Source organism: Microcoleus sp. PH2017_34_RAT_O_A (assembly GCF_020737885.1).
Classification (GTDB): domain Bacteria; phylum Cyanobacteriota; class Cyanobacteriia; order Cyanobacteriales; family Microcoleaceae; genus Microcoleus.
Genome location: NZ_JAEQDD010000203.1, coordinates 1 through 1448, shown reverse-complemented (window position 1 = coordinate 1448; position 1448 = coordinate 1). Strand labels below are relative to the sequence as shown.

Genomic DNA, 1448 nt, shown 5'->3' with positions numbered 1-1448 from the left:
GGCTGTCTCTTTAAATAACACTTTGAGTGAGTCTGTAAGTTTCAACATGGCTTCAGTTTAGTTCATTCAGTCCGGGACGATTTATTTTTTGGAAGTCCCCTTATTGCTAAACTTGCTAGTGATGGCAATTAAAGCAGGCGTGGGATGGCTGACTGGTTCCTTGAGTTTGCTGGCAGATGCCTTGCACAGCGTCACGGACAGCGCTAATAATATTTTAGGATTGGTAACTAATCATTATGCCAATCCGCAACCCGATCGCGATCATCCCTACGGACACCAGAAATTTGACGCTCTCGGAGCTCTGGGAATTGCAGTTTTTCTGGGAATTGCCTGTTTTGAAATTCTCAGCGGTGCTGTCGAAAGGCTGCTACACGGCGGTAAAGCTGTCAAAATATCCCCAAATGAACTGTGGATTTTGCTGCTGGTACTGGGGATTAATATTTTTGTAACTTTTTACGAGCGCAGAGTTGGCAAACGTCTCGGTAGCGCGATTTTGGTGGCTGACGCCCAACACACGATGAGCGATGTTTGGGTGACAATTATGGTCATCGGCGGGTTGATTGGTGTTTGGCAAGGTCAGATTTTCAAGATACCTCAATTGCAATCCCTGGACGTGTTTTTGTCTTTTCCAGTGGCTCTTTTGGTATTTCACAGCGGTTGGAAAGTTTTAACGGAAAATTTGCCTTGGTTGGTGGATGAAATGGCGATCGCACCGGAAGTCATCCAAGCAATTGCCATGGATGTGCCCGGAGTTGTTAATTGTCACTCGATCGCCTCTCGCGGGCTGATCGGGCGTCAAGTGTTTATTGATATGCACATGATTGTCAATGCTGTCGATGTAGAAACTGCTCACCGGATCACAGAAGAAGTTGAAGCCCGTTTGGAAGAACGTTTCAGCCCTGTACGCATCTTAATTCACGTTGAGCCGCCTGCTTACCATTCCGACCAAATTAGCTACGAGGCGCAAGAGAGGGAAGAAGGAATCAGCAAGAGGTAAGGATGAAGCAAGAAAGATTTAGGCTGTATTTCCAGTAAAAAGCAGGTTGAGTGATAAAGGAGGAAGGCGATGAAAGGCGATCGCAATTCCTCCAATTTTTTAAATCCTATCAATCTGGTGAGAGCAATCGCACTTCGTTTAGTTGTGGTTTTCCACAGGAAAAAGGGGGTTTTCCACAGAAATATGCAAGTTTTCCACAATAGCTTTAATAATTATCGGGCAAAAGACTATAGGTATAAGTTGCCAGTATTTTGGATTTCTACAGCTATTTTCTCTCGCAAGTCCCAAGGTACCAGAATTTCGACTTGCGCTCCCAAAGCTCCCAACCACCTCAGCGGGTAGTAATCTCTCATTGACATACTCCCCGGCGTAAACGCGCGGGGATTCTTTACGCCTCATCGACTGATGCTACCTTTCATAGTCTTACTCTGTCTCCGCGTACATTTAAGGT

The 1448-nt window shown here is 45.6% G+C and carries 2 protein-coding genes; one reads left to right on the top strand and one right to left on the bottom strand.

Going from position 1 to position 1448, the window contains the following annotated elements; genetic code table 11:
* The first annotated feature begins 103 nt into the window (after positions 1-103).
* The gene (locus tag JGK11_RS32705) at positions 104-997 is read left to right on the top strand and encodes a cation diffusion facilitator family transporter (RefSeq protein ID WP_293214508.1); all 894 of its coding nucleotides are present in this window, start codon (positions 104-106) and stop codon (positions 995-997) included.
* Positions 998-1224: 227 nt separating this feature from the next.
* Here JGK11_RS32705 and JGK11_RS32700 read toward each other — a convergent pair whose 3' ends face one another.
* Positions 1225-1350, bottom strand: coding sequence for a hypothetical protein (locus JGK11_RS32700; protein WP_293192257.1), 126 nt, complete (start codon positions 1348-1350; stop codon positions 1225-1227).
* Between the last annotated feature and the right edge of the window lie 98 nt (positions 1351-1448).